This window comes from Oleiphilus messinensis, from assembly GCF_002162375.1.
Taxonomy (GTDB): domain Bacteria; phylum Pseudomonadota; class Gammaproteobacteria; order Pseudomonadales; family Oleiphilaceae; genus Oleiphilus; species Oleiphilus messinensis.
The window spans coordinates 2431722-2453499 of the sequence record NZ_CP021425.1 but is presented as its reverse complement, the minus strand read 5'-3'; the positions used below and the strand labels follow the sequence as shown (position 1 = coordinate 2453499).

General features: G+C 48.6%; 19 protein-coding genes. 6 read left to right on the top strand and 13 right to left on the bottom strand.

The genetic code is table 11. The annotated features are described in order from the left end of the window. Positions 1-40: 40 nt before the first annotated feature. The gene (locus tag OLMES_RS10750) at positions 41-673 is read right to left on the bottom strand and encodes an MBL fold metallo-hydrolase (protein WP_087461270.1); all 633 of its coding nucleotides are present in this window, start codon (positions 671-673) and stop codon (positions 41-43) included. Positions 674-834: 161 nt separating this feature from the next. Here OLMES_RS10750 and OLMES_RS10745 point away from each other — a divergent pair, with 161 nt between their 5' ends. Continuing rightward, on the top strand, positions 835-1896 hold the full coding sequence (locus OLMES_RS10745; RefSeq protein ID WP_087461269.1) for a metal ABC transporter substrate-binding protein: 1062 nt from the start codon (positions 835-837) through the stop codon (positions 1894-1896). Positions 1897-1905: 9 nt separating this feature from the next. Here the strand turns inward: OLMES_RS10745 and OLMES_RS10740 are convergent, their stop codons facing one another. Next, a complete protein-coding gene (locus OLMES_RS10740) occupies positions 1906-3480 on the bottom strand; it encodes a DUF3369 domain-containing protein (protein WP_087461268.1) in 1575 nt (524 codons plus the stop codon). A gap of 1 nt (position 3481) precedes the next feature. Beyond that, positions 3482-5170, bottom strand: a complete 1689-nt coding sequence (locus tag OLMES_RS10735) for a sensor histidine kinase (protein WP_087461267.1) — start codon at positions 5168-5170, stop codon at positions 3482-3484. Between the two features lie 221 nt (positions 5171-5391). Between OLMES_RS10735 and OLMES_RS10730 the strand changes: the two genes are divergently transcribed. Further along, positions 5392-6156 (top strand): crotonase/enoyl-CoA hydratase family protein, encoded by a 765-nt coding sequence (locus OLMES_RS10730; RefSeq protein ID WP_087461266.1) that lies wholly within the window; start codon positions 5392-5394, stop codon positions 6154-6156. A gap of 77 nt (positions 6157-6233) precedes the next feature. Here the strand turns inward: OLMES_RS10730 and OLMES_RS10725 are convergent, their stop codons facing one another. After that, positions 6234-6605 carry a hypothetical protein gene (locus OLMES_RS10725; protein WP_087461265.1) on the bottom strand — a complete coding sequence of 124 codons (372 nt, stop codon included), beginning with the start codon at positions 6603-6605 and terminating at the stop codon, positions 6234-6236. 273 nt (positions 6606-6878) lie between these two features. Continuing rightward, complete coding sequence (locus OLMES_RS10720; RefSeq protein ID WP_198343298.1) at positions 6879-7889, bottom strand: AMP-binding protein; 1011 nt, start codon at positions 7887-7889, stop codon at positions 6879-6881. Between the two features lie 115 nt (positions 7890-8004). On the opposite strand from OLMES_RS10720, the gene OLMES_RS10715 reads away from it, so the two are divergent. Then, positions 8005-9297, top strand: a complete 1293-nt coding sequence (locus tag OLMES_RS10715; protein WP_087461263.1) for an IS4 family transposase — start codon at positions 8005-8007, stop codon at positions 9295-9297. Here the strand turns inward: OLMES_RS10715 and OLMES_RS10710 are convergent. The 7 genes from OLMES_RS10710 to OLMES_RS10680 all read right to left on the bottom strand — a co-directional run bounded on the left by OLMES_RS10710 (position 9283) and on the right by OLMES_RS10680 (position 17995). Beyond that, positions 9283-9963 carry an AMP-binding protein gene (locus OLMES_RS10710; protein WP_157678259.1) on the bottom strand — a complete coding sequence of 227 codons (681 nt, stop codon included), beginning with the start codon at positions 9961-9963 and terminating at the stop codon, positions 9283-9285. The genes OLMES_RS10715 and OLMES_RS10710 overlap by 15 nt on opposite strands. Before the next feature lie 135 nt (positions 9964-10098). Beyond that, positions 10099-10500, bottom strand: a complete 402-nt coding sequence (gene mce, locus OLMES_RS10705; RefSeq protein ID WP_087461261.1) for a methylmalonyl-CoA epimerase — start codon at positions 10498-10500, stop codon at positions 10099-10101. Positions 10501-10612: 112 nt separating this feature from the next. Beyond that, the gene (gene ccrA, locus OLMES_RS10700; protein ID WP_087461260.1) at positions 10613-11860 is read right to left on the bottom strand and encodes a crotonyl-CoA carboxylase/reductase; all 1248 of its coding nucleotides are present in this window, start codon (positions 11858-11860) and stop codon (positions 10613-10615) included. 26 nt (positions 11861-11886) lie between these two features. Then, the gene (locus OLMES_RS10695) at positions 11887-12978 is read right to left on the bottom strand and encodes a P-loop NTPase family protein (RefSeq protein ID WP_087461259.1); all 1092 of its coding nucleotides are present in this window, start codon (positions 12976-12978) and stop codon (positions 11887-11889) included. A 53-nt stretch (positions 12979-13031) separates the two neighbouring features. Next, complete coding sequence (locus OLMES_RS10690) at positions 13032-15050, bottom strand: protein meaA (protein WP_087461258.1); 2019 nt, start codon at positions 15048-15050, stop codon at positions 13032-13034. A 61-nt stretch (positions 15051-15111) separates the two neighbouring features. Next, on the bottom strand, positions 15112-16791 hold the full coding sequence (locus tag OLMES_RS10685) for an acyl-CoA dehydrogenase family protein (protein WP_157678258.1): 1680 nt from the start codon (positions 16789-16791) through the stop codon (positions 15112-15114). Positions 16792-16981: 190 nt separating this feature from the next. Further along, positions 16982-17995, bottom strand: coding sequence for a zinc-dependent alcohol dehydrogenase family protein (locus OLMES_RS10680; protein ID WP_087461256.1), 1014 nt, complete (start codon positions 17993-17995; stop codon positions 16982-16984). 219 nt (positions 17996-18214) lie between these two features. On the opposite strand from OLMES_RS10680, the gene OLMES_RS10675 reads away from it, so the two are divergent. The 3 genes from OLMES_RS10675 to OLMES_RS10665 are packed head-to-tail and all read left to right on the top strand — an operon-like array spanning position 18215 to position 21237. Next, positions 18215-19432 (top strand): CoA transferase, encoded by a 1218-nt coding sequence (locus OLMES_RS10675; RefSeq protein ID WP_087461255.1) that lies wholly within the window; start codon positions 18215-18217, stop codon positions 19430-19432. A gap of 28 nt (positions 19433-19460) precedes the next feature. After that, positions 19461-20324, top strand: coding sequence for a MaoC family dehydratase N-terminal domain-containing protein (locus tag OLMES_RS10670; RefSeq protein ID WP_087461254.1), 864 nt, complete (start codon positions 19461-19463; stop codon positions 20322-20324). 22 nt (positions 20325-20346) lie between these two features. Further along, complete coding sequence (locus OLMES_RS10665) at positions 20347-21237, top strand: HpcH/HpaI aldolase/citrate lyase family protein (protein WP_087461253.1); 891 nt, start codon at positions 20347-20349, stop codon at positions 21235-21237. A 12-nt stretch (positions 21238-21249) separates the two neighbouring features. Here the strand turns inward: OLMES_RS10665 and OLMES_RS10660 are convergent, their stop codons facing one another. After that, complete coding sequence (locus tag OLMES_RS10660) at positions 21250-21687, bottom strand: DUF6880 family protein (RefSeq protein WP_408635154.1); 438 nt, start codon at positions 21685-21687, stop codon at positions 21250-21252. Positions 21688-21778 lie beyond the last annotated feature (91 nt).

The following is a 21778-nucleotide window of genomic DNA, read 5'->3' as shown; positions in this document are numbered from 1 at the left end:
TGAGATCAAGCTGATTCTGGGGATATTTTTTCAATAAAGATTAATCCGCCACAAACGGGTTACTCTTGCGCTCTGCAGCAAAGCTGGACATCGGTCCGTGACCTGGAATAAATGCAACATCATCACCAAGGGGCCATAACTTGGTTTTGATAGAGCGGATCAGCGTATCATGATCACCTTTCGGAAAGTCGGTGCGCCCAATACTACCGGCAAACAAAACGTCACCGACGATTGCAAGGCGACTCGGTGCATGAAAGAAAACAACGTGGCCGGGAGTATGACCCGGGCAGTGCAGCACATTCAATGTTTCTTCTCCGACAGTCACCTGATCGCCATCCCCCAACCAGCGATCAGGCGTGAATATTTTTGCCTCCGGAAAGCCAAACATTTGGCTTTGCTGGGGTAACGATTGAATCCAGAACTGATCTTCCTGGTGTGGCCCCTCGATTTTTACCTGTCGCGCTTCAGCAAGATCCTGGGTTGCTCCAGCATGATCGATATGGGCATGAGTCAGTAATATTTTTTCCAGACTCAAGCCATGTGTAATCAGGACCGATTCAATTTTATCGAGATCCCCACCGGGATCAACGACAGCGGCTTTTTTTGTTTTTGGACACCAAATCACTGAGCAATTCTGAGCAAAAGGCGTCACGGGAACAATTTCGTATTTCATTAACTCAAACCTGAGACATCGATTATGGGCGGCATTTTACCAGACCCCCATAACAGGTTGTATCCCGTGGTGGCGATTATTAACGAATGGTTTAATATTGGCCTGTGTTTCGAACAGTGTTAACATGGCCGTCTTTCGATCCAGCCCTGCCAAGTTGTATTATGCCGAGCCCAAAAACTGCCTCTCTCTCAGCCATTATTGTCACAGTTCTCGTCGTTCTCGGGATCGGCTACTATGCCCTCTCTAAAGATGAGCCGGTGCAGCCAACATCAGACCATGTGAGGTCCGGCCACCCTGCAAGCTTGGATACTCCAGAGACCGCTAACGCTCATGAGACCTCCGCACCCACGCTAACAGAAATCGCTGCCCCATATCGAGACTCAGCGAAACCAAGCGTTGTCGTTTCCATAAATCCTTTGGCAATGCTTATTCGATCGATTGCAGGGACCAACATCCAAATCGACGTACTACTCCCCCCAGGCTCCAATCCACACTTTTATCAATTAAAGCCCTCGGACATAACCAAGATGAAAAATGCCAAGGAAGTTTTCTGGATTGGCGAAGGGTTTGAAGTCTACTTAAAAAAGGTATTCACGGCACATCAAATCCGGAATACCACAATAGAAGCGTTGGCTGGCGTCGAGTTGGATGATGAACCCCATACACACCATGATCAAAACGGTGCAATACATAAACTCTCTGAGCAGGGACATCAAGACCCTCACTTGTGGCTCGATCCCTATCTCATGTTGGATATAATCCCTGAAGTGCGATCCAGACTAAGTAAATTCTATCCGGAGTCTGCTGGAGCGTTCGCAAAAAATAGCGAACAAACAACGACAGCGATCAATTTATTGATTGAGGATTACACCACACAATTCAAAAGCGAATCATCAAGGCCGGTATTCAGCGCCCATGACGCATTTCGCCGGCTGTCAGATAGACTGGGATTCACTTTAGTCGACAGTTTTGCCGACAGTGCAGAAAAAAAACCGGGAATTGGTCATTTGAAACGGATGCAAGAAAAAATCAGAGCGCTGGAGAAGGTCTGCTTTCTGGAGGAGTTGGGAACCACATCATTCTATACAAAATCGATTCCCGCAGAAACCGATGTAAAACGGGCTCAAATTGATCTGCTTGGGCAAACCCTGACAGGTACCGCGACGTACCCGGAATACCTTGCGCAGTTACTCAGTACTCTGCGAGAGTGCACAAGACTTTAAACCATTTTTCTAGTGCTCTCTATCTGGGTAGGTTTGCAAAATTTCTTCAACCGCAGGCAGGTGTTCCACTAGAAGCTCAACTAGGCGGGGATCAAAATGTTTACCTTTCTCGCTTTCCAGCAGTGCCAGCACATCCTCCATCGGCCAGGCTTCCTTGTAACATCGCTTGTGCACCAAGGCATCAAAAACGTCCACAACTGCAACGATTCGACCGAATATATGAATATCCTCCCCTGCCAGCCCTCTTGGATAGCCTGAGCCATCGAACTTTTCATGGTGCTGCCCCGCCACCAGGGCAGCCGCTTGTAAGACCTCACGATTGGATTTTACGAAAATATCTTCACCAATCTTTGCGTGAGTTTTCATGATCTCCCACTCCTCTTCATCCAGCTTGCCGGGTTTGAGCAGAACGCGATCCGGTATCGCAACCTTGCCAATATCATGCATGGGCGCCGCCATATAAAGCTGATCACAACTTTTTACATCCAGGCCATAGGCTTTAGCCAGCAACCTTGACAGGTGAGCCACTCGCCGAACATGGTTCGCAGTTTCTTTGGATCGGGTTTCGACCACATCTCCCAAGGTATCGATAATTTCGACTTGGGTATCGTAAATTTCTTTATCCAGGTAGAGATTGTCAAAAGCGATCGTGACATTCGTAGAGAAAATTTCAATCAGCTTTAAATCGAGATCATCCCGCACACCAACCCCGTCGAGGTACAACAAATTAATTTTTCCACTTTTCGTGGGGAAATAGCCAACGTAAACGTCCTCCCGCACGATTGATTTTCGGGTTTGCAAACAGGTCAGTAAATCCTGATTAACCTTGGGTGGCAGCAGATCGCTGGTATGATGTACTTCAGGCTCGGAAGCGATTCGCTTCCCTAGATCGCCGGTTGCAGCGAGCAGTTCGAATTGCTCGCCATCATTGTGCACCACAGTATACCCATGGCTGCGTAACAGGATCGTATCACGATCAATGTGTAACAGTGAGCCCAGCTGCACAAGCAAACCATTGGCAAAATTTTGCAGCGACCTCAACTCAAACAGATTGGCCGTGGATTCGATCACTTTTTCGAGACCGCTCCGATATCGATCCAGCATGACGCGGGAACGCTCGACGTTCATAATATCGTTGTACGCCCGAAGTGCGGAATAAGTCGAGGTGAATAGTTTGCCACTATCCAACAGCGTCTTTTCCTTGTAGTCGTTAATATCGTAATTGACGATAACTTCTCGCTCTGGTGCCTGGCCTGGCTGTCCGGTTCTGAGGATAATCCGGACAAAATTATTCTTGAGTTCATTCCGAATATATTGCACCACTTCCAGGCCAGCGGTATCCGTTTCCATAACCACATCGAGATAAATCAGTGCAATATCGGGCTCGTTTTGACAAACCGCTTTCGCTTCAGCACCACTGTAAGCACTGATCATTTCGACATCTTTGTCATCATAACTGAATTCACTCAGTGCAACTTTAGTAATGGAATGCACTTCCGGCTCATCATCAACAATCAGGATTTTCCAGTATTTTTTGTGCGAATCTGCACCTTGAACCGGATTCTTATGAGATTTTTTAAACATATCAGCCCGCTTGCGAATTTTGACCTGGATTGCCGATGTCTTTCGGTACCAGTATAGTGTACTCTGTGCCTACGCCGAGTGAAGATTTGAGATCTATTCGACCATGCAACTTTTGCGTCACTAAATTGTAGACAATGTTCATCCCCAAACCACTGCCACCATTTTCCCGATTCGTTGTGAAAAACGGCTCAAATACTTTTTTCGAGGTTTCTTCCGACATCCCTTTTCCGTTATCGCTAAACCGAAACTCCCACTGGTCACCTACCGCTTTGAAACTAATCTCGATTTTCCCCTCTGCACCTTTGTCATAGCCATGGATCAGTGCATTAGATAGAAAATTGGTTATAACTTGTGACCAAATTCCAGGAAAGCTGGTCACAGCAAGCGCCTCATCGCAGAGTACCTCTACTTTTATTTTAGTCTGCTTGAGAATATTTTGATGGCTCAACAACACCTCGTGGATATAACTATTCGCTTGAAAAGTTCGAATCGTGTCATGAGATTGATCCACTGCAACTTGTTTGAAGCTGCGCACAAGATCTGCTGCGCGATTGAGACTGATCACAATGGAGCGTGCCAACTCTTGAGAGTCATTCAGAAACTTCTCGAACTGCTCCTCCTCCAGCTCTCCATCTTTATACCGTTTTGACAACCGTTCGACCAAAAACTGAAAATGGGTAATTCCAGTGAGACTGAGTCCAACTGGCGTATTAATTTCGTGGGCTACGCCTGCTACCAGATTACCCAATGACGCCATTTTCTCGGATTCGATCAGTTGCTCCTGCGCCTGCCTCAGATTATCCAGCGACTCCTGGACTTGTTTTCGACTTTCTTCCAGCGCTTTCTCCTTTTCCATTCTCGCTGAAACTTCCTCAACCAAGGCGCGCTGTTCCTTATCCAGCTGAACGATAACATCGTTTAAAGAGGCAGTGCGCTTTTTAACTTTATCCTCCAGATTTTTGTTCAGATTATCGAGCTCTTTGATGGAAAGAGATACCTTGTCCATCATGGCATTGAGTGAGTTTTCCAGGAGATTGATTTCGTCCCCCTCATTTTTACTCACGCGGATACGTTCAGCTTGTATGTTGTCAGGGTCGATGCCATCGGCATCTTTCGCGAGTTTTCCCAGAGGCCGGGTCAAAATACGATCAAAGACAATCACAATCAGGAAAAACAAAACTACGGTCTTGATAATGGCGTTAACCGTGAGAATGACTATCCCGAGCTTTATCCGGTCTATCACAATCTGATTGCTGGAATACAGGCGAGCCAGTCCAATCTCCTGAATATCATTGCCAAATCGATATTGGAGCGGAAATTCATGCCAGAATACGCTTTTATTTTTAGGGTTTTCAGTATCTTCAATCTGCCCTGCGGATGCGATCACTACACCATCCAATCCATAAATTGAAGCACCGATAATGGCAGGCAACTCGGTAATACCATCAACCGTGACATTTAATTGCTCACGATCCAACTGCCAGAGCGCTTGAGACAAACTGTCAGCAAACGTACGCTGGACGGTTACCAGTTCACCATGGACATTCTTTTTCACTGAGTCGTATTCAATCAAAACATGCATAACCGTAACGACCAAGGTAACCGCAATATAGATAGACAATACTATTTTTAGCAGTCTGGATGACAAGGAATTACGGATATTGACTGAAAAGTCTTTAGATACATTCATGACAGTAATCTGTGTCCCAACTGGCGCGCAGAAAAATCATTACTGGCCATTTTGAATCGTCACCGGCCAAAGCGAGGCGTTAATAGCCACTTTTGTTATCAAACACAGGCTTATGATATTCATTGCTAAAAGAGTTCCTATTCGGTAGTTTAGCCATTTTTACTTGTTTTCACAGGTTTTACACCACCCCCGCCATAAATCAACTGCTTGGAAGAAACTGAATGTCTAGAGTCTTGCTGGAAATCATCGATAACCACATCGCCGTCGTCTCAATGAATCGACCTGAAAAATATAATGGTCTGGACATCGATATGTTTACCGGACTGGTCGATACCGCAAAACAAATTCAAAAAAACAAATCCGTGAAAGTGGTTATTCTCAAGGGTAACGGCAAGGTTTTCAGCTCCGGCCTGGATGTAAAGAATGTAACATCAAGCCCGACTGCTGTCGCTCGCCTGCTGTTCAAACCAGGCCGAAAAGCCTCCAATCTAGCTCAGGACGTTGCGTTGGTCTGGCGAAATCTACCCGTCCCTGTTATTGCGGTGACCCACGGCGTCTGTTTTGGCGGCGCACTTCAAATCGCATTGGGAGCTGACTTCCGGTATGCCACTCCCGATTGCGAATTTTCCATCATGGAGGGGAAATGGGGACTGATCCCTGATATGTCTGGCACCATCACGCTTCGTGAATTACTCCCCATCGACGTTGTAAAAGAGCTCACAATGACCGCAAAAGTCATTTCCGCCCCCGAAGCAAAATCACTGGGACTCATTACCCGTATTTCCGATGACCCATTTGCGGAAGCGCTTTCATTTGCCCATACCCTACTGGAAAAGTCGAGTGATGCCGTTAATGGTGCCAAATTACTTTTCAATAAAACCTGGCTCGCCAGCGAGCGAGAAGCGTTACGCATTGAGACTCAAATTCAGACCCGATTAATTCGCAAGAAATTCTTTAATTTAAAACAGTTAAAAGCCTTACTGTAACACTATGCACAATCAGAACATCAGGAGAAACCTGACTACACCGGGCTCAGGGATCACCTTAAGGTGATCCCTGATCATTACTCAATCCAGACCCAATCTACTTTCGGAGATGCCTTGTCATCGGTAAAGGTAATATTGATAAGAACATCATCCTCTGCCTTTGAAAAGCGGGCAACCCACAAAAACATTGGATTCCCGCCTTTGTTCAATGCCGCAACAAAGCGCTTGCTTTGCATGATCCCCAATGTCGGCTGATTTTCCTGAACTGCTTTTTTAAAGCCTTCCGGCTTAACCTTTGCTTTCAAATTCTGGGTGATCAGCGATGAGAATAGATCGTAGTCTCCGTTCTCATGGGACTTTAGAATCTCGCTGACGATCGGCTCAACCACCGCCAATGCTTCGTCTGCGTTACTGCCTAACGATCCAAAATAATTTACAGAAGTCGTCATCGATTGCCTCATTCCTTGTGACTGAAGAAAAATTTACCCAACACTCAGCAACATAACATAGATTGATCCGGCAAAGAATGCCTGACAAGAACAAAAAAGCCGTGTTTACTGACAATAATATCAGTAGATTACACGGCTTTCTTTACAGATACTCAAGCGTATTCTGTAACCACCAGAGTGCGGTTATCAGAGCTCAAACATGCAGATTTGGTTGATTACACGCTCAGTAACCCAGTTGGATGACTATTGGTTCCATTGTGATTGGTCAAATGACTACTGCCAAACAACTTTGTCCCGGCTTTCAATTGCAATGGCCTGGGCATAGAGCGACTCCAGGTCATTCCGTTTGATTTTCATTGTCGGTGTCAGCAACCCATTTTCAATTGTCCAAGGATCTTTTGCGACAAAAATTCGATCCAGCTTTTCATGCCCTTCCAAGCGCTTGTTCACACTATTCAGGGTTTCTGACAAACTCGATTGTATCTCTTCCTGACTTAGCCCCTGTGTGGTCTCTTCAGAAAGTACGACTACCGCGACCGGTTGTGGCAGGCCGGACCCCATCACACACATCTGCTCGATCATATTGTTCTCATAGAGCAGACTTTCAATCGGCACAGGCACAACATACTTACCTTTACCCGACTTGAAAATGTCCTTCACACGGCCGGTAATTCGCAAGCAACCATCGGCGTCCATTTCCGCTTTATCACCCGTGTGGAGCCAGCCATCCACAAAGGTTTCAGCTGTTTTCTCGTCATCTTTGTAATAGCCATTCACAACACCATCACCTCTGACGAGAATTTCACCGGCATCAGAAATCTTGATTTCGGTACCATTTACCGCCTGACCAATCGTACCGAGTTTCTCAGTACGGAAGGGGTACTGCATTACAGCCAGCCCTGTGGTTTCAGTCATGCCCCACCCTTCGGAAATATTAATCCCGATCTTTCGATACCATTCCAGAATCGCGGGAGAAATTGGCGCGGTACCTGAACCGCATAATCTCGCATTACTTAAACCAAGCTGTTTTTTCACTTTGTTACGAACCAGTGAGCCGATGATAGGCAACTTCAACAATTTATCCAGCTTCTTCTGAGGCAACTTCGCCAGAATACCGGCCTGGAACTTCATCCAGAGTCGAGGCACAGAAATAAACAGTGATGGGTTTGCGCTGCGCAAGTCTTCTGCAAAAGTGTCAAGTGACTCAACGAATGTAACCGTAGCACCACTATATAAACTCATGTGCTCTATCAAGGCACGCTCGGTGATATGCGCTAATGGCAAATCATAGGTAGAACATTAAGCAAAAAAGCAGGGTAACTTGATGATATTAATATGGATTCATCCTGCAATAAGGTAGATTGTTAGTCGTCAAACACACTACCGACCCTAAAGCAGAATGAATCAGCGTAAATTTACCACATTTCTTGAAAAACTCACCCATTCCCTCAACCCAGAAAAAATTACTGAAATCGCTAAACAAGAAGATTTCTGTGTGCGGCAGAGACGAATTACGCCTTTTAATCTAGTCACATGCCTGGTTGCAGTGATGGCCTCGAGCACCATAGAAAGTGTGGCAGACATTCAGCGGCGGTACTGCGAGTGGTCGGAGAGCAATATCTCTTATCGGGCCTTTCACAATCAATTTTCGAAGCCCGAGTTTCCTGAGTTTATGCGCGAAGTACTGTCATCACTCCTCACAGATTGGTTGCAACCCTCTCTGGCTTTTCCAGAAGGCCACTCTTTTCATCAGTTCAAACAGATTCTGATTCAGGATGGCAGCTCGTTTGCTGTGAAGGACTCGTTGAAGAAATCGTTTCCTGGTCGTTTCAAAACCATCAGCCCTGCCGCTGTTGAACTTCAAGTGACCATGGATCTTCTAGCAGATCAGCCCTGTTCTATCTCGTTGACCCCCGATACCGCCAGCGAGCGGGACTACCTCCCTGAGCCCCAAACGCTATCCGGGTGTTTGTTGCTGCTTGACCGGGGGTACTTCGATCTGGAGTGGTTTCAGAACTTGCAGGATACTGGAGGGTTTTATATCGCGCGGTGTAAGAACAACATTAATCCAGTCGTCGAGGCTGCTTATCGAGAAGATGGAAAAATGCTGAAGCACGTGAAGGGAAAGCCGCTGAAAACAGTGCAAGGCAAGCTGTTCAAGCGACAACGTACGGAATTAATTGTTTCCTGGAAAAAAGGAAAGCACACAATCACCGCAAGATTGGTTGCTTGTTGGATCAAGCGGGAAAAGAAATTCTCCTGGCTGATAACCAACCTTCCTCAAGAGCAGTTTTCTCTGGAGGAGGTGAGTGAGGCTTACCGGCTTCGCTGGCAAATCGAGTTGTTATTCAAAGAGTGGAAATCCTATGCCAATCTACGGTGCTTTGATACCGGCAAGGAATCAATAGCAACCGGGCTAATCTGGGCGGCGATTACGGCGGCACTCATGAAGCGTTTTATTTGCCACAGCGCACAACGCATACTCGGCAAAGTGCTATCCACTCGAAAAGCTGCGATGTGCTGCACAGTGACTTTTTGCGATACGATGCTCGGCATCATGCGCGTTGACCGAAAAGCAACTAAGCTCAATGCGCGCAAATTGATTAACTTTCTTGGGCGTTATGCTGGACGTGCTCACCCCAAAAGAGACTGTGATTCGGGTAAATTCAGTTTGGGTCTACAGCTCTGTTAGGTGGCTTAATGTTCTACCTATGAATGGCAAATAGGAAATTAAACGATCACTCTGGGTTACCTGCAACTCATTGGCCGGCGTGATGGCCCCATAAGCAACATTGCGAAAGGTCAGTACGGCAGCTTTTGGATTACCGGTAGAACCGGATGTATAGCTGAGAGAGAAGGTATCATCCAACTCTGGCTGAGCACTTTGATCAACAGGATCATTGTTTTTCAACAAATCATCCCAGCTATGATCACACGGGGCCGTGTCATAAGGCATAGCGATTTTAATCGTGCTCTCCGGGATACCTTCTATTGTGGGTTTGGTATCATCCAGCTTGCCGATAAAAACAGCTTTCGCTTCACTGTGCTCGATAATGAAACGGATCGTCTTGCTACTGGCAGTAAAATAGATCGGAGCGGAGATCATACCCGCCGCGGTAATTGCAAAATCCGCAATAAACCACTCCGCACAGTTTTTAGACATGATGGCCACTTTATCGCCCGGCTTCAAACCTAGCTTTTTCAGAGCATTGGCCATTCGTAAAACCTGATCCCGAACCTGAGACCAGGTAAACTCACGATATACCCGGTTTACGGGTTGACGTAAGTAGACCTTATCCGGCGTTTCACGTGCCCATTTATCCAACATTTGCGGTGGCAGTGGATAATTTTGTCCCATTTTTGACTTCCTCATTTTTGGAATTATTTTCTACATCACCCGTCTTCCGCCACAGATTATAGCTCAAAGCAACCGTATCTATTTATCACTGGCTCCCCTCACTCAATTGGTACGCTGTTCAATCTTTCCAATGCATTAATGACACTTTGCACAGATCTCCAACAACGTTCCTTTAGTCGCTTTTGGGTGCATAAAGGCTATCAGGTTGCCATGGGCACCCCGTCGGGGAGCCGAATCAATCATTTCAAAGCCTTGTGCTTGTAAACGTCCGATTTCGGCTTCAACATCATCTACGGCCAGTGCGATGTGGTGCATCCGGCCACCATTTTTGTCGATGAACTTGGCGATAGGACTACTTGGATCGGTCGCCGCGAGCAGTTCGAAGTACGACTCTCCAACCCGGAAAAAAGCAGTTTCCACCTTTTGCTCATCAACAACTTCGGTGCCAACAAACTCAAGGCCGATTTTCCGGTAGATTTCAATCGCTTCAGCTAGATCGGTAACAGCAATACCCAGGTGATCAATTTTTTTAATCATTCTCGTTGTCTTGTAATGTGCCCTTACAGGCGTTGACAGAATACCCATGTACCCCGACTGAGACAAGTCAATCAGAGTACATTTGTACGTCCAAATTGAAATTGCGGTGCCTTTATCGACCCTGTATGCCCATATTAATGTCGACAGCCCCGACCAGCACCGACATATTTCCCGAAGGATGTTGATTTTCATACATTAGCTGATGGGCTTCGGGCAACTGATCATAGGTGAAGGTTTTCGACAAGCAGGGATCAACCTGCCCGGCTATGACCATATCATTCAACCCCTTCGCCTGCTCATCATTCGCAAAGTGAGAGCCCTGAAAGCGCTTCTGACGCATCCAGTGATAACGCAAGTCCAAAGTGGCATTAAACCCGGTTGTGCCGGCACAGATCACTACCATCCCCCCCGTTTCACAGACAAACACAGACGTAGGTATGGTGGTTTCCCCAGGATGTTCAAAAACAACATCCACGCCTCGTTTCTCGCCCAGAATATCCCAGATCGCTTTACCAAATGCCCGCGCGCCCTTCAGCCATAAACCGTAATCCTCTGATTCTTTCCAGTGTGGTAAGACCCCCCAATGATCAAAGTCTTTGCGATTAATACAGCCGACTGCCCCAAGCTGCATGCAGTAATCCACTTTACTGTTGTCTGACACCACCGCGATAGGACGAGCCCCCACTGCACGGGCAATCTGGATCGCCATGCAGCCAATCCCTCCGGCGCCCCCCCAAACTAAAACGACATCATCCTTTTTGATGTTATTCGGTGCCCATGCCATCAACATCCGGTAAGACGTGGCTCCAACCAACATATAGGCCGCAGCCGATTCCCAGCTCAAATGCGGGGGTTTGGGCAAACATTGATGGGCCTGCACTTTCGTGAATTGTGCAAACGAACCATAGTTGGTTTCATAGCCCCAGATTTTAAACGTCGGGTCATACATCGGGTCTTTGCCCTGAGCCACCAGCTTGCCTTCACGACTCCAGGTGCCACAGTGTACAACCACTTCATCACCAACTTTTAAGTCCGTTACCGCCGGACCCACTTTGTAAACAATGCCAGATGCATCTGACCCACCAATATGGAAATCTTCCGGAGCACCGGCTTTCTGCCGGGCAGCAATGACATTTACCGGAATGCCCAAGCCAGCCCAAACGTTGTTGTAGTTCACACCTGCAGCCATGACATAGACCAGTACTTCATCATCTGCGATATCAGGCACATCGATCACCTCTTGGGCGAACGCTTGCAGCGGTTCACCAAATCGCTCGGGCCGGATTAACCAGGCATTCATTTTCTCGGGTACTTCTCCGAGAGGTGGTGCTTCTCCTATTTCATACAGTTTTTTGCTCATCACTTTTTCCTCTTATTATTTTCAAGTTAACGTGCATTTACCTTGGGTGTATTGAGTAAATATTGTTCTTTGAAGTACTCCGGCGTGGGCAGACTGCGCTGCATCATGGCGAAAAAACTGGCTTCGAACTGATCATATGATTTCAGTCCGCCATATAAATTATTTGTCTTATTCACCGAGTTTTCACCGGCGGACAGCAGGTGATCCAAACACCTTTTGCCGTAGGTCCCAAAAGCCTGTTCAGCGCGGTCTCGCAAAAACGCCATTTCCATTTCGTAAAACGAGGTTCGAGGTGCGCATTCCCGCAAACACAACATGAAATCAGCTAATTCTGATACGCCAGTATTCTGGGTCGCACTGGTTAACAGGACTTTTTTCTGTTGCCGCTGTTTATTTGAGCGTTCACTAGAAACCGCCCGCCCCGTTACAGTCAGACTCGTACTGAGCATGTGCAAGCTCTCTTGCGCCATTTGGGTCTCATCGCATTTGTTGATAACAAAACTATCGGGTATTTCCATCACACCCGCTTTCATAAACTGCACCTGATCACCGCTGAAAGGCTGCAGAACCAGTTGCACGTGATGGCAGATTTTTTGAACATTAACTTCATTTTGCCCAATGCCCACGGTTTCAATGATGACCAGATCAAAAAGGTGACGTAGCAACCGGATCACCTGAAATGTTTTGGCCCCGATCCCGCCCAAAGAAAGTCCAGTAGATTGCGATCGAAAAAACAGGCGTTTTTCACCCACAGGAAGCTGAACTCGAGTTCTGTCCCCCAGCAGAGCACCACCGGATTCAGGACTGCTGGGATCGACCGCAAGCACCGCCACTGACAGGGTTGGGTGCGTCATGAGAATTTGCCGACAGAGGACACCGATCAGGCTTGATTTACCGGCCCCTGGCATTCCGGTTATACCGACTATATAAGCATTCCGACACTGGCCGGAACGCTCTGCGAGGGCTGCTTCGACAGTCGTTCGGCACACACTGGCTTGCGCAGTTTCTGTTTCGAAAACAGAGACCAAGCGGGCAATCGACCACTTTTCCAGATCCAATGCTTTCTCCACCCAAAGGATTAATTGTTCGGGTGCCAACCTCAATTCAGATGACTGCATTTTTACTGATCCACCCGTTTCACCACGCCATGATTCTCACCTGTCCGGCTCGATCAGGAACGCAAATTCGAACCGTGAATTAATGCTGTGATGTCTTCCATCACCGCCATAGGGTCATAATCTTTTGGTGAATAAATCCGTTGCACTCCGATGCTCTTCAATTGTTCGTAGTCTGAATCTGGTATGATTCCGCCAAGCACAACCGATATCTGATCGTTTGCACCCTGTTCGCTCAACAGACGAAACACCTCGGCCATTATCTCGTTGTGAGACCCCGACAACAGCGAAACACCGATCACATCAACATTCTCTTCAATTGCAGATTGCACAATCTCCTCGGGCGTCAGGCGAATACCAAAGTAAATCACCTCAAACCCCGCGTTCCGTGCGGCTACCGAGATCATTTCAGCGCCGTTGGAATGACCATCCAAGCCCGGTTTGGCCACCAGAATTTTGGGCCGATAACCAAAACTGCTTATAAATGCGTCAACCTTGTTGCGCACCGACTCTACGCGTTGACCGTTTGAGATGAGATTTTGCCCCTCAACTCCCGTTGGCGGCCGGTAATCGCCAAATACTGCTCTCAAGGTTTCCGTCCATTCCCCCGTTGTGACCCCTGCTTTCGCGCAAGCAATGGAGGGCAACATCAGATTTGCGCCACTGGATGCCGCTTCCGACAATTGTGCCAGGGCATGTGTAACGGCCTGATCATCCCGTTTTTGGCGGGTCTGTCGTAACGCTTCCACCGTTTTTTGCGCCGCACTCGCATCCACTTTGAACACGCCCCCATCACGATCACTCAGGAGTGGAGAGCGTGTCCCCTCCGTCCACCGGTTTTTACCGACAACTATCTGATCACCATCAGCAAGACGCTGTAACCTGTCTTGTTGGGATGACACCAATGCCGCTTTCATGTAGCCAGACCGAACTGCGGCGATCCCCCCTCCCATATCCAGAATTTTATAGATTTCGGTGTAAGCAAGCTGTTTTAACTCGGTCACTTTGGACGCAATAACCGGTGAACCATCAAACAAATCAGGGTATTCCAACAGGTCGGTTTCATAGGCCAGAATCTGCTGTATGCGTAATGACCATTGCTGATCCCAAGGGCGCGGCAGCGACAAAGCCTCATTCCAGGCCGGTAATTGCAGCGCTCTGCAACGAGCCTTGCGGCTTAGCGTCACGCCGAGCGTTTCCAACAAGATACGCCAGGCATTGTTCTCGGGCTGCTCAGCGGTCAACCCCAAAGAATTAACTTGCACACCATACCGGAAACGACGGTATTTCGGATTCTTGATGCCGTATCGTTCCCGCGTAATCTCATCCCACATTTCGCAAAATGCCCGCATTTTGCACATTTCCTCGATAAATCGCATGCCCGAATTTACGAAGAAAGATATCCGACCGACACAACGCTCAAACTCATCGGCGCTAAAGCATTTACGGTCACGAATTGCATCCAGTATGGTAATGGCGTTTACCAGCGCGAAAGCAAGCTCCTGAACGGGTGTTGCGCCGGCCTCTTGCAGATGATAGGAGCAAATGTTGGACGCATTCCAGGCAGGTACATGGTGTAAGCAGTATTCGTACATATCGACGATCAAGCGCATCGAATCTTCCGGTGGAAAGATGTAGGTTCCCCGGGCTAAATACTCTTTGATCAGATCGTTCTGGGTGGTACCTTTTAATTCCGCCAGATCAACACCACGCTCCTCTGCAAGGGCGATATACAGTGCCATCAGCCACATCGCTGTTCCGTTGATCGTCATTGATGTGTTCATTTGCGCTAAAGGTATGTTGTCAAACAAGACCCGGAAGTCATCAAGGGAGTTGATAGGTACACCGACCTTACCAATTTCAGGAGCAGCAATGGGGTGATCAGAGCTATAACCGCACTGGGTCGGCAAATCCAAAGCGATACTCAGGCCAGTCTGCCCTTTCGCAAGGTTTTCCCGATAAAGTGCATTCGACGCCCATACATTGGTATGTCCGGCGTAGGTCCGGAAGATCCAGGGTCGATCCTTGATCTGCTTTTCGTCTGATCCATAAATTTGATGTTGTTTTTGTGTCATGGTCAATTTCGTTCTCTGGGTTACCGAAATACTGCAAATCAGTGAATACTCAATCCGAAGCTTATTCGCGCGCGTTTTCAATCAATGACCGGGCAATCACCTTCAATGCCAAAGTTTCTTCTGCGCCTTCGAATATCGATAGCACCCTGGAATCTATCCAGTATCGACTGACTGCGGATTCTTCCGCGTAACCCATACCACCGTGAATTTGCATGGCTTCGCGACACAGCCACTCAGAGGTTTTACACGCAAACAGCTTAACCAGGCTGGCTTCCATCTGCCCTTCACCACGATCCATTAAGCCCCCTACAGCGTATGTGAATAACCGGGATGCCCGCAGCAACGTAACCATTCGGGCCAGTTTAACCATGGAAAGCTGGTATTCGCCGATCGGAGCTCCAAAAACTTTACGCTCTCGAGCGTAGCGCAATGCTTGCTCTAATGCGGCCTTCATCACGCCATTTGCCCGTGCGGCGGTTTGAATACGCCCCCCGGCAAAGCCAGCCATGGTGTAATAGAATCCCTTGCCCAGCCCCGCCTCCTCACCCAGCAGGTTACAATCCGGGACAAAATACTGATCAAAAAAGACGTCATAGGAATGCATGCCACGGTATCCAATAGTGGTTATCGCCTTGCCTGTGATCATGCCACCCCGATTCTGCTGATGTTGAAACTCGTGTCCGTCGCTGCCTGGTTTTTCCACCAGAAACATACTCAACCCTTTGTGGCCCAGGGTCCGGTCCGGGTTTGTTCGGGCAAGAGTGAGCAACACGCTGGCTTTCCCTGCAAACGTACACCAGGTTTTTGCGCCGTTCAGGATCCACCCACCTTCAACTTTTTCGGCACGAAGTTTCATACCCGCCACATCCGAGCCATAATCCGGCTCAGTAATGGCTACTGCACATAAAGTTTCCCCGCTCGCCAGTTTCGGTAACCATGATTTTTTTTGATCTTCAGTCCCACCGGCAAGCAAAGCTCTGGAGAGGATCTCGGGGCGGGTGATCAAACTTCCAGCAGCCGCAAGTGAGCCTCTGGACAGTTCCTCGGTCACCACAATCATCCCCATGTTGTCTTCCCGGGTATCAGGCTGCAAGCCGCCATATTGCTCCGGTATGGAGAGGCCAAAACACCCCATTTCAGTCAACGGTTGCAATATTTCGTCCGGTACAATTAAATCTTCACGGTGAATCGATTCAGAAAGGGGTTGCACAATCTCGGTGGCGAAATCCCGAAACGTTTCACGCATGATGGCCTTATCTTCATCCAGCTCGGGCTCACCATAATGGGCGGTTTGAGACAGCACCATCCCTCCCAGTTCGACATAACGCAGGGTAGACAGCTCTGATTCACAAAATTCCAGTACCGATTGAGTCTCAAGGGTTTCTGCCAGGAGCTCGCGGGTCAAGCCATACTCTCGATAGCGTGGCTGTATACGTGCTCGAATATTCTCAATAATCTCCGCACAAAACAGGACTGCAGTGCGTTCTTCAAACGGGAAGTGCTCATCGTTCAGCCTTCCCTCAGCCACTTGCAACATACTCCGCGCCGCCCGAACTTCTGCAGCACAAAACGCCAGGTCATAGGAAACAAGTTGATAGTCGTCCAGGCGGGTCGCGGATAGCCGCCCGTCGGGCCCTTTGGTTTGCTGTTTAAGGTATGAAAACGCACGATTCAATATACTCTGAACCGCATCCATTGCTTGCGTAGCCTGTTGAATACGCACATTGTTCTGCTGGGACAACGAAACCTCCCGATGGTCACTGTAGGGGCAATTCAAGCGAAACGTAATTCACTTAAACTGAGTTTTTAAATATCCAAACAGTGGAAACAATCCTACAGCCCATCAGATTCTGAGCCTTCCAGTCTGATGCAGAATTCACTATTTGGCTCCGGTTTTATTTTTGTTTTTGGAACGCAAAGATTTGTGATTGTTAAGGGGTGATTACAATTTTCCCGATGTGTTTATTCCCACGCAGCGCAGAGAATGCAAGTTTGAATTCCGACAAGCTGAATGCACCGGAAATTTCCGGTTTGAAAACACCGGAGCTCACCCCGTTTTCGATCTGTCTAACAGCCTTTTCGAGGCTGGTCTTATCAGCTAACAGACTGTCCACCCTGTAGCCACGTAAACTTAACCAGCGCTTCATGAGCACGCCGGCATGTACCTCCATGGGCTTTCGATCCAACATGCCGTGAATAACAATCGTGCTACCGCGACGCGCCCCCCGGATCAACTCCCGGAATTGGGGACCTGCAACGGCATCAAAAACCAGATCACTACCCTTTTGCTGACTAAATTCATGGAGCATGGTGACATAGTCATCCCGACCCGTAACAATGACGGCATCAGCCCCAAGGGCCCGCAAACGCTCCGCCTTTGACTCTGATGTAGTTGTGGCGATCACGCGGGCGCCGCAGAATCGGGCCACCTGAATCGCCGCTAAACCAACTGCACTAGACGCCGCAGTAATCACACAGGTCTGCCCGGCACATAACCCTCCGGCATGAATCAAACCGCCCCAAGCGGTCAAGTATGACATCCACAATGCCCCGGCCGCTAAATCTTCCAGCGCACTCGGTGTATTCAGCAATTGCTCTTCTCGATAGATGCCGTATTCCGCTAAAGTGCCCTGCGTCGAGATATCAAAACACATTGGCCGAACAGCGACCCGGTCCCCCTTGCGCCATTCACAATCAGGCCCAACCGCATCCACAACCCCTGCGCCTTCGAAACCAATTCGGGATACCGGTGTCGATTGCGAAGGATAGGTATGAAAGCTTGGGCCATAAAAGTATTTCCCTTCGGGGTACAAGATATCACCACGATTCAAGCCTATTGACGTGAACCGGACTCTTACTTCACCGGGTCCGGGGACGGGAACGGGCAAATCAACCAATCGCAGGTTTTCGACGTCGCCAGTGGACGTAAACACAACAGCGTGCATTACGCGCCCCACCCGGCTAACAGGGAATGCAATTTACAATTTTCAGGTGCTGTGCTTGTATTGTTTTTGATCATACGGACTCACATGAGCGCTGCTAATCGTTTGTTTTTCGCCACAAACTTGCCATTGAACAATGGCGAAAAAATAAACAAAAATTCGATTAATGCAACAACGTAGACTATTTTCCAAAACTTGAAAAATAAAAACAGGAAATTTCCGATGAAAGGTATTCTTGCAGGAATGCGTGTGGTAGAGGCGTCTGCTTTTGTCGCTGCACCATTGGGAGGAATGACTCTGGCACAACTGGGTGCAGAAGTCATTCGTATCGACAATATCGGCGGCGGCCTGGATTATCGACGCTGGCCCGTAACCGAAACCAATCAGAGCTTGTTCTGGAATGGGCTCAACAAAGCCAAAAAATCCATCACCATTAATTTTCGGGATCCGAAGGGGTCAGAAATTGCGCAGCAATTGATCACCGCTCCCGGCAAAGATTCGGGATTTTTATTAACCAATTTTCCCGCGAAAGGCTGGCTCAACTACAACGAACTCAAACAACACCGTGAAGATTTAATTCAACTCACCATTCAGGGGGATCGACACGGCGGTTCTGCGGTGGATTACACCGTAAACCCCGCTATCGGGCTCCCCTTTCTGACTGGCCCCAGAGACAGTATAAGTCCTTGTAATCACGTACTCCCTGCATGGGATTTAGTGACCGGACAAATGGCCGCTCTGGGCATCCTCGCCGCTGAACGCAATCGATATCGAACAGGACAAGGACAACATATCAAGCTGGCACTGGAAGATGCCGCTTTGGCTGCAATGGGGCACTTGGGATTTATCGCCGAAGCACAACTTGGCACTGAACGAGAGCGTTATGGAAATGACTTGTTTGGTGCATTCGGACGAGATTTCACCACTGCAGACGATGTTCGCGTCATGGTGGTCGGTCTCACACTCAAACAATGGCGAGCACTGTGTCGGGCAACGGAGACCCTCGCCGCGATGGAGGAATTATCAACGTCACTGAATATCGATCTGAACCTTGAAGGTGAACGCTTTAAAGCCCGGGACCACATCGCGGAAATCATCAGCCAATGGATCAGCCAACACAGCATCACACAACTGCAAACTGCATTCGACCGGGAAGGCGTCTGCTGGAGCCGTTACCGAACCATTAAAGACCTGGTCGAGCAGGAAGAAAGTTGTTCTACGCACAACCCGATGTTCAGTCAAATCGAGCAGCCCGGTATCGGGCGTTACCTTGCAGCGGGATCGCCCTGGGATTTTTCCGGGATTGAGCGTCTTCCGGCAACACCCGCCCCTCGACTCGGCGAACATACCGACGAAATACTCGCAAATATACTGGGTTTCGATTCACCGACAATCGGCAAGCTACACGATCAAGGCATAATCGCCGGGCCTGAGGCTTGAACAACACAATAAAACTGGAGCGCAACAGATGACTTCAATCCCACTTGAACACATCGATCTACCCCGGCTCACTTCATGGATAGGAAAAACAGAAACCCAAACCGATGATATTACATTGTTTCCAGCGAAAGCACTGGCGGCCGCACTGGATCATCATCTACTGATAGATAAAGGTGACGAACTCCCGCCATTTTGGGAATGGCTCTACTTTTTACCCACACCCCGAGCCTCCGCTACCGGTGCAGACGGACACCCACAGAAAGGCGGATTCCTGCCCCCGGTACCGTTACCGAGGCGCATGTGGGCCGCCGGTGAAGTTTCACAACAGCGCCCGATTCGAGTCGGTTTGCCTGCAACTCGAAACTCGAAAATTGAATCCGTGGACCTCAAACAAGGCAAAAGCGGAACACTGATTTTTGTAAAAGTACACCATAGCATCAGCCAGAATGAAGAAATCTGCGTTTCACAAATTCAAAACATCGTCTATCGTGAACACCCTGCACCCGATGCCCCGCTTCCGCCCCCCCAAAGTCCGCCAGCCAATCCGGACTGGCAGTTGGCTATATCGGCAGACCCTGTCCTGCTATTCCGGTACAGCGCGCTAACCTACAATGGCCACCGGATTCACTATGACCGAACCTATGCTACGGAGCAGGAGTTCTATCCCGGGTTGGTGGTTCATGGCCCCTTGTTAGTAACGCTGTTATTAAATCAATTCCAAAAACAGCATCCCGAAATCAAAATCGCAAACTATAACTTCAAAGCTGTACGGCCCACATTTGACCAGAACCGGATTGGTTTAGCCGGAAAACTGAATGATAATACTTTTGAATTGTGGAGTTCGGATCAGGACAATGCCCTGTGCATGAAAATCCAAGGGACGTTAAAATAGAAACCAAACCGGAGAACACACTATGACGCTACCCAAGCCCGAATACCCCGGATGGCGGTCGCTGCTTTTTATCCCCGTACATATTGATAAATTTGTAGACAAAGCGCATACACGGGGCGCCGATGCCTACATTCTGGACCTGGAAGACAGCGTTCCGCTCCCGGAGAAACAACATGCACGAACCTGTGTCGTACCCGCAGCACACAAAGTATCAAGCGCAGGAGCATCGGCTCTTGTACGCATCAATATAGACATGGACATGGCCCGACGGGATCTGGAAGCATCGATTGATCCAGCCATTCAAGGTATCGTACTGCCCAAAGTTGAAAGTGCAGAACAGGTTTTTGCCATCACCAATACCATTGACCTGTTGGAAAAAGAACGTGGTATGAAACTGGGACACACCCTGCTCATCGCCATGATCGAATCTGTTGACGCTCTGCCGGAACTGGATGCGATCGCCCAGTCAAACCAGCGGTTAATTGCCCTGTCACTGGGTACCGAGGACTTCTCGACCAGTGCAGGCATGGCCTCCATACCGGAAACGCTGCACTACCCCAGTCAGATGATTGTCTTTGCCTGTCGTCGCGCAGGGATTGTGCCACTGGGTTTTCCTGCGTCCATTGCCGACTACAGCGACCTGGATATCTTCCGAGGCCGGATTACACTGGCAAAACAAATGGGGTTCGCAGGCGCACTCTGTATTCACCCGACACAGGCCAAAATTCTCAACGAAGAACTCAGTCCAAGTGCCGCTGAATTACAAAAAGCCAAAGGCATCATCGCAGCCTACGAAGCCGGATTACGGGAAGGCCGCGGTGCCGTGGAGTTTGAAGGCAAAATGATCGACATGCCCGTGGTGACCGCTGCACAGGCACTATTGCGGCGCGCGAAGCGGCTCGGGATTGGTTGATCAATAAGCGAACTACAGTAACGCCCAGAAGCTCCGTTTACGGCCATGCCGTTCATTCAGATAAACCTCGAATTCTGAATGGGTATCGAGTTTCTGGTAATCATTTATTTCTGCATCCAGGACGCTTAGCGCTTTTAAGTAGCGGGCACCATAGGTGTACGCTTTCGTGTAAGCACGGTCCAATACATCCAAAAGCAAGCAGCGATAAATAACCACTTTGAGCAATCCGCAAGTTTCGGGGCTTTGCTCAAGCACACGAAGCAGGTGGTTGTAATAGCAGCCTTTCAAATCTTCAAATTGATCTATCGCGACATCGATCGCCTGCTCATATTGCTGCAACGCCAATAGTAGCTCAATCTGATCAATCGCGTTCAGCCGAGTCATGAGCGCCAGGGCTTTCCGCTGCCATCGATCCTGTTGCTCGGGACAAATTCTCATGGCTAACCGCAGATGGCTGCGGGATGCCTCTACAGCCAGTAATTGTTCGCATAATTCGGCTAACTTTTCAGTATGATTCAGAGCCTGATAGGATATCGCTCAC

Bases quoted from the DNA above. Each gene is read 5' to 3' on its own strand.
- OLMES_RS10750 (WP_087461270.1), bottom strand. From the start codon at position 673: ATGAAATACGAAATTGTTCCCGTGACGCCTTTTGCTCAGAATTGCTCA.
- OLMES_RS10745 (WP_087461269.1), top strand. From the start codon at position 835: ATGCCGAGCCCAAAAACTGCCTCTCTCTCAGCCATTATTGTCACAGTT.
- OLMES_RS10740 (WP_087461268.1), bottom strand. From the start codon at position 3,480: ATGTTTAAAAAATCTCATAAGAATCCGGTTCAAGGTGCAGATTCGCAC.
- OLMES_RS10735 (WP_087461267.1), bottom strand. From the start codon at position 5,170: ATGAATGTATCTAAAGACTTTTCAGTCAATATCCGTAATTCCTTGTCA.
- OLMES_RS10730 (WP_087461266.1), top strand. From the start codon at position 5,392: ATGTCTAGAGTCTTGCTGGAAATCATCGATAACCACATCGCCGTCGTC.
- OLMES_RS10725 (WP_087461265.1), bottom strand. From the start codon at position 6,605: ATGACGACTTCTGTAAATTATTTTGGATCGTTAGGCAGTAACGCAGAC.
- OLMES_RS10715 (WP_087461263.1), top strand. From the start codon at position 8,005: ATGAATCAGCGTAAATTTACCACATTTCTTGAAAAACTCACCCATTCC.
- OLMES_RS10710 (WP_157678259.1), bottom strand. From the start codon at position 9,963: ATGGGACAAAATTATCCACTGCCACCGCAAATGTTGGATAAATGGGCA.
- mce (WP_087461261.1), bottom strand. From the start codon at position 10,500: ATGATTAAAAAAATTGATCACCTGGGTATTGCTGTTACCGATCTAGCT.
- ccrA (WP_087461260.1), bottom strand. From the start codon at position 11,860: ATGAGCAAAAAACTGTATGAAATAGGAGAAGCACCACCTCTCGGAGAA.
- OLMES_RS10695 (WP_087461259.1), bottom strand. From the start codon at position 12,978: ATGCAGTCATCTGAATTGAGGTTGGCACCCGAACAATTAATCCTTTGG.
- OLMES_RS10690 (WP_087461258.1), bottom strand. From the start codon at position 15,050: ATGACACAAAAACAACATCAAATTTATGGATCAGACGAAAAGCAGATC.
- OLMES_RS10680 (WP_087461256.1), bottom strand. From the start codon at position 17,995: ATGCACGCTGTTGTGTTTACGTCCACTGGCGACGTCGAAAACCTGCGA.
- OLMES_RS10675 (WP_087461255.1), top strand. From the start codon at position 18,215: ATGAAAGGTATTCTTGCAGGAATGCGTGTGGTAGAGGCGTCTGCTTTT.
- OLMES_RS10670 (WP_087461254.1), top strand. From the start codon at position 19,461: ATGACTTCAATCCCACTTGAACACATCGATCTACCCCGGCTCACTTCA.
- OLMES_RS10665 (WP_087461253.1), top strand. From the start codon at position 20,347: ATGACGCTACCCAAGCCCGAATACCCCGGATGGCGGTCGCTGCTTTTT.